General features: G+C 45.8%; 4 protein-coding genes and 1 pseudogene. 4 read left to right on the forward strand and 1 reads right to left on the reverse strand.

All coding sequences use genetic code 11. From position 1 onward, the window contains the following. Positions 1–348: 348 nt before the first annotated feature. Entirely contained in the window at positions 349–1,902 is a 1,554-nt protein-coding gene (locus ACP2WE_RS25865) for a cation:proton antiporter (protein ID WP_425218400.1), read from the forward strand. 4 nt (positions 1,903–1,906) lie between these two features. On the opposite strand, the gene ACP2WE_RS25870 is transcribed toward ACP2WE_RS25865, so the two are convergent. Continuing rightward, positions 1,907–2,587 (reverse strand): potassium channel family protein, encoded by a 681-nt coding sequence (locus ACP2WE_RS25870; protein ID WP_425218401.1) that lies wholly within the window; start codon positions 2,585–2,587, stop codon positions 1,907–1,909. Positions 2,588–2,791: 204 nt separating this feature from the next. Here ACP2WE_RS25870 and ACP2WE_RS25875 point away from each other — a divergent pair, with 204 nt between their 5' ends. The 3 genes and pseudogenes from ACP2WE_RS25875 to ACP2WE_RS25885 all read left to right on the forward strand — a co-directional run. Beyond that, complete coding sequence (locus ACP2WE_RS25875) at positions 2,792–3,025, forward strand: hypothetical protein (protein WP_425218402.1); 234 nt, start codon at positions 2,792–2,794, stop codon at positions 3,023–3,025. A gap of 336 nt (positions 3,026–3,361) precedes the next feature. Then, positions 3,362–3,981, forward strand: a 620-nt coding sequence (locus tag ACP2WE_RS25880; RefSeq protein ID WP_425218403.1) for a tetratricopeptide repeat protein, incomplete at its 3' end; no start/stop codon positions are given. A gap of 1 nt (position 3,982) precedes the next feature. Continuing rightward, positions 3,983–5,605 (forward strand): annotated as a pseudogene (locus ACP2WE_RS25885) (CHAT domain-containing protein); the annotation flags it as partial. Positions 5,606–5,806 lie beyond the last annotated feature (201 nt).

Consider the following 5,806-nt stretch of genomic DNA (forward strand, 5'->3'; position numbering starts at 1 on the left):
GAGATAGTCAATTAAGCTCTTTTCCACGTCTTTCAGACTAAATATAGGTAAACAACCATATATTTACCTATATTTATCTTTTTTATTTCTTCTATCTCAAGAATGAAACAGCCCTGCCTTGCAAAAGGGGAGGATTTAAGTTCCCTTTACAAGGGGGGATTAGGGGGGTAAAAGTAGAGATTTATACGAGATACTAGACTTCTCGAATGCTCTCTTAGGAGCATTTAGGTCATGAGGCATCTATGAACTTTAAGTACTGCATATCTAAGGGAACCCCTTGTATACTTAAGCGATCGTCAGGTTGTCTGAGATTTCTGCAAACATAGGATGGATTGACTTAAGGTTTTTATGGATGTCTCTGCCCTGATCAAAGTTCTCGTGATCCTTTTGCTGGTTGCGACGGGTGTGGCTCTTGTATCTCGATGGTTAAGAGTGCCCTATGTTGCAGGTTTAGTGGTGGCAGGACTTGCCATTACGGAGCTTTTACCCCAAAAGATTGGGCTGAATGACGCCTTGATCTTAAATCTGTTTCTACCCATTCTGATATTTGAAGCAGCGATTAATACAGACATTCGGCGCTTGCGGAGTACCCTGAAGCCGATCGCGCTCTTAGTCGGGCCTGGGGTGATTTTGTCATCGGGAGTTACGGCAGTTTTGTTGAAATGGACGTTGGGACTGCCTTGGATTTCTGCCATGTTGGTGGGGGTGATTTTAGCAATCACCGATACGGTTTCAGTGATTGCCGTATTTAAGGAAGTTCCCGTTCCTTCGCGTCTATCGACGATTGTAGAAGGCGAGAGTCTATTTAACGATGGGGTTGCCCTCGTTCTATTTAGCTTAATCCTGAAGATTCACGACACGGGAACCTTAACGTTTGCGGAAGGGCTTCAAGACTTTTTGCTGGTGATTGTGGGTGGAACCCTAGTGGGGCTGGCTTTAGGCTACTTGAGTGCAGGTCTATTTGTCCGCTCAGAGGAATCCTTTAGCAGTATTTTGCTGACGGTTGCCGTTGCGCTTGGGGCTTTTCAACTGGCTCATCTGTTGCATGTGTCAGGAGTTGTGGCAGTGGTCGTAGCAGGGCTTCTGGTGGGGACGATCGGGCTAACCAGTCATGTCTCTGCATCGATCCGTTTAACGCTGTTAAGTTTTTGGGAATCCGCAGGTTTTATCGTCAATAGCTTCATTTTTTTGCTGATTGGGCTAGAAGTTAACTTGGCAACGCTTTGGCGATCGCTGCCTGCAGTTTTGCTGGCAATTTTTGCCTACCAAGTCGGACGTTTGCTCTCGGTCTACCCGCTTCTGGCGATCGCACGATGGATCGATCGCCCCATTCCCCTCCCTTGGCAACATGTCTTGTTTTTAGGAAATATCAAAGGGTCGCTCTCGATGGCACTTGCCCTCAGTATTCCCACAACGATCGCTGGGCGCGAACAACTGATTGCGATCGTGTTTGGGACAGTGCTCCTATCCTTATTGGGACAGGGAGTTAGTTTGCCTTGGTTGGTCAAGCGCTTATCGCTAATGCCCTTTTCACAGGGGCAAAAACAATTAGAGGAACTGCAAGCCCAGTTAATCGCATCCAAAGCGGCTCAGGATGAACTCGATAGCCTCCTGAGATCGGGCATTTTGGCAAAGTCTGTCTATGAAGAGATGCGCGCTGCCTATCAAGTTAAAGTTGCGGCGGCAGAAAAGGGATTGCGCGAAATTTTTAGTCGTTCGCCTCAAGCAAGCGATCGCAGCACTGGCGAACAAACTAAACTGGATGCCGTGCGTCGCCGCTTACTATTGGCAGAAAAAGGAGCGCTCACCGAGGTACAGCGTAAAGGTTTACTGTCTCAAGATATCGTTCAAAAACGCTTACAGGCTTTGGACGAACAGCTATTAAACCTAGGCGATGAGTAAATGGTTAGCTTGCCTCTGTGCCAATAAAGTTGATGACTTGATGCAATAGTTCTGGTTTGGTGACAATGAGCACGGTTGCGTTGGCCTCTAAAATCGTACTTCCATTCGGAACAAAGAGATCTTCGTGAGGATGAGCCTGATAGCCAATAATCAAAGAACCTGTGGGAAAACGTCGATCTTGAGCAATATCGGCAATCGTACGTCCAACGACATTGGCGTTTTGTCCGACGGGAAGTTTGAGCACCTCAATTTGACCCTGCTCAAAATGCATCATCGATTCGACCTGTGGGTATTCGATCGCATTCACCATCGTCGCCACGGATAATTCCACCGTACTGATGATGTGGTTCGCACCCACAAGCCGCAGAGGTTCCAAAAAGTCTGAGTGACGCATACGCGAGACGATGTGTTTAACCCCATAGTGTTTGGCAAGTGTGACCATCGCTAGGTTGAGCGCATCGTGACGCAGTACCGCCGCAACTGAGTTCGCTTTGCGAATCCCCGCCTCTAGTAAAACTTCTGTACTGACGGCACTTCCTTCAAACGCCATTGCACCTACTTGCTCTCGCACGTAGCGACAGGCAGTGGGATCGAGATCGACCACGGCAACCGTATGACCTAGTTCGACCAGCTTTTGTGCCAAACTCAGTCCGACTAAACCTGCTCCACCAATTAAGATATACATTGCTTTTTATGTGAAATTAATTGCCTGATTCAGCTTCATAGCCTTTACGCTAGTTGTAAACTAAAGTATTGATTTGGCTTTTAAAGCACAGGTTGACTTTATCATCACTTACAATCAAAGAGATTTGCGATCGGTTGAGAGATTTGGGATTCAAGTGATTACGCCCAAACAATTTCTACAACAAATAGTCGGAGAAATCGAGTCATGAAAATAAGTGCTAATATTCCTGATGCTTTGTATCAGCAATTAGAATCTTTTGCCGAAAGGGAGCAAATTTCGATTGATGGATTAGTCGCGATCGCGATATCATCACAAATTTCTGCATGGCTCACCAAAGACTATCTAAAAGAAAGAGCAGAGCGGGGCAGTTGGGATGCATTTAAACGTGTGTTGGCAAAAGTGCCTGATGTGGAACCAGATGAAATGGATCGATTGTAATCGCACCAACAATCTGTAGAGGTTTTGCATTTGCACCACCATTCATAAACCATACGCAGGAAATCTCACTCTGCAAATGCAAAACCCTCTTCTCTTCGCAAATTGTTTCTGCGTTGTGAGGTTTTGGGCGAAGCATTCCCATTTGACGATCTTGGTGAAATGCGTAAACATCTGTGGGAATGCTTTGCCCCTACGAGAATCATATTTGTTTCGCATTTTTTGCGAGAAAAATGTAAAATTGTGGCGTACTTCAAAGGTGCTGTCATGGCTTCAAGGTTCTACTTGTTGGTGTTTGTGGTGATGTCTGGGCTTTTTGGTATGGTGGGGCAGCCAAAGATGCCTTTTGTGACTGCCCAAGCACAAACGATACAAGACCGTAAAGCCGAAGCAGATAAGTTAAACCAACTGGGGATTCAGCAATATCGCAAAGGTCAGCTAAAAGAGGCACTAGCAACATTTCAGCAAGTTCTCTCCATTCGCAGAGAAATTAAAGATCGTTCTGGAGAAGGGACAACGCTTAATAATATTGGCTTGGTTTACGATAACCTCGGACAGTATCCCAAAGCCCTTGAGTATTACCAGCAAGCCCTTAAAATTATCAAAGAAGTTGGCGATCTCTCTACGGAAGGGACAACGCTCAACAATATTGGCGCAGTTTATCGTAACCTCGGACAGTATTCTAAGGCTCTGGAGTATTGCCAGCAAGCCCTTGCGATTGAGAAAGAAATCGGCGATCGCTCTGGGGAAGGAACGACGCTCAGCAATATTGGCGTGGTTTACGATAACCTCGGACAGTATCCTAAAGCTCTGGAGTATCACCAGCAAGCCCTTGCGATTAAGAAAGAAATCGGCGATCGCTCTGGGGAAGGAACGACGCTCAGCAATATTGGCGTGGTTTACGATAACCTCGGACAGTATCCCAAGGCTCTGGAGTATTACCAGCAAGCTCTTAAAATNAGAAAAGAAGTCGGCGATCGCACCGGGGAAGGGATAACGCTCAGCAATATTGGCGTGGTTTACGATAACCTCGGACAGTATCCCAAGGCTCTGGAGTATTACCAGCAAGCTCTTAAAATCAGAAAAGAAGTCGGCGATCGCACCGGGGAAGGGATAACGCTCAACAATATTGGTTATACTCTGAATGCTCAGTCTCAAACTGAAATGGCCATTCTTTTCTTTAAAGAATCCGTTAAGGTATACGAATCGATTCGCAACGATCTAAAGAAACTCAGTCGAGAAGAAAAGCAGTCTTTTACTAAAACCGTTGCCCATACCTATCGCACTCTTGCCAATCTTCTGCTCAAGCAGGGACGCGTCACTGAAGCTTTACAAGTCATAGATTTACTTAAGGTGCAAGAACTCGAAGATTATCTCAAAAATGTCAAAGGGAACGATCGCACAGCAAAGGGAGTTGAGCTATTAGAGCCAGAGAGAGCTATCAGCGGTCAGCTTTCAGCCATCAGCTATGAGAAAATCCCAGAATTGAATCGCGATCTTGCGAGCAAGATTCAGCAGCTTCCTAAATCAGAAATCAATAAAGTTCCTGACTATTTGCAAAAGATTCCCCAAGGCGCAGTTTTAATTTATCCTCTAATTCTCGACGATCGCCTCGAAATTATCGTCTTCTCGGCAAATACGCTCCCCGTTAATCGTACGGTTCCCATTAAAAAATCCGATATGGAGAAACTCGTTACAGATGTTCGTGCTGACATGCGAGACTACACTTCTTGGGACATCAAAAACTCTAGCCCGAAACTCTACGACGTTCTGATCGAACCCATCGAAGCAGATCTCAAACAAGCCAACGCTACCACGATTCTCTACGCACCCGACGGCATCTTGCGCTACATTACCCTTTCTGCTTTGTACGATGACAAACAGTGGTTAGTAGAGAAATATCGCATCGACAACCTGATTGCCTATAGCCTCTTCGAGCCAGATAGCAAACCTCAATCTAACATTCGCATCTTTGCGGGTGCATTTGGCGGTAGAAAAGGAGAAAAACGATTTGGAGTTGATGGATTGCCTGCCACCATCCCCGAAGTCGAAAATATTCAAACTTCATTCCCAAATACGACAAAGCTCGTCGAGCAAGATTTCACAGCCCAAGCCAGCAAAGATAAAGTTTCTGGCAACGCGATCGTCCACTTCGCCACCCATGCCGAATTTAAATCGGGTAGCCCGTTAGATTCCTATGTGTTATTTGGTGATGGGAGTAAGGTGACGCTTGCCGAAATTAACGAATGGAATTTAAAAGACACCGATTTAGTCATTCTCAGTGCCTGCGAGACAGGATTAGGTGGTTCTGGGAATGGCGCAGAAATCCTCGGTTTTGGCTATCAGGTGCAGAGAGCAGGGGCTAAAGCTTCCATTGCTTCCCTCTGGACGGTCTCTGATGGCGGCACGCAGTTGTTGATGGAGTCATTTTATGGCAATTTGCAAAAGGGAAATGTCAGCATGTCAACTTCGCTCAGGGAAGCACAGCTAACCATGATTCGCCGACCCGTAAAACAGGGAGAGATTAATTACAATCATCCCTATTACTGGTCAGCATTTGTCCTGATTGGAAATGGGTTGTAAAGGAAAAAGCGCCTCCATAAAGCAAGCCAACTTGTTGGAACCAAGGGGTTTGATCCCCCTGCCCTATCGCAGGGCTGTTTCATTCTTGAGTAAATAGGAGAAAAGAAGTAAACCTAAAGGCAAAATGAGAGTATTTGCTTGATATTATGGCTTAAATGGCTAATTGCCTCCGTCAAAGCATCAAAACCATGCATTCGCATC

This window comes from Tumidithrix helvetica PCC 7403, assembly GCF_965232925.1.
Taxonomy (GTDB): domain Bacteria; phylum Cyanobacteriota; class Cyanobacteriia; order Pseudanabaenales; family Pseudanabaenaceae; genus Tumidithrix; species Tumidithrix helvetica.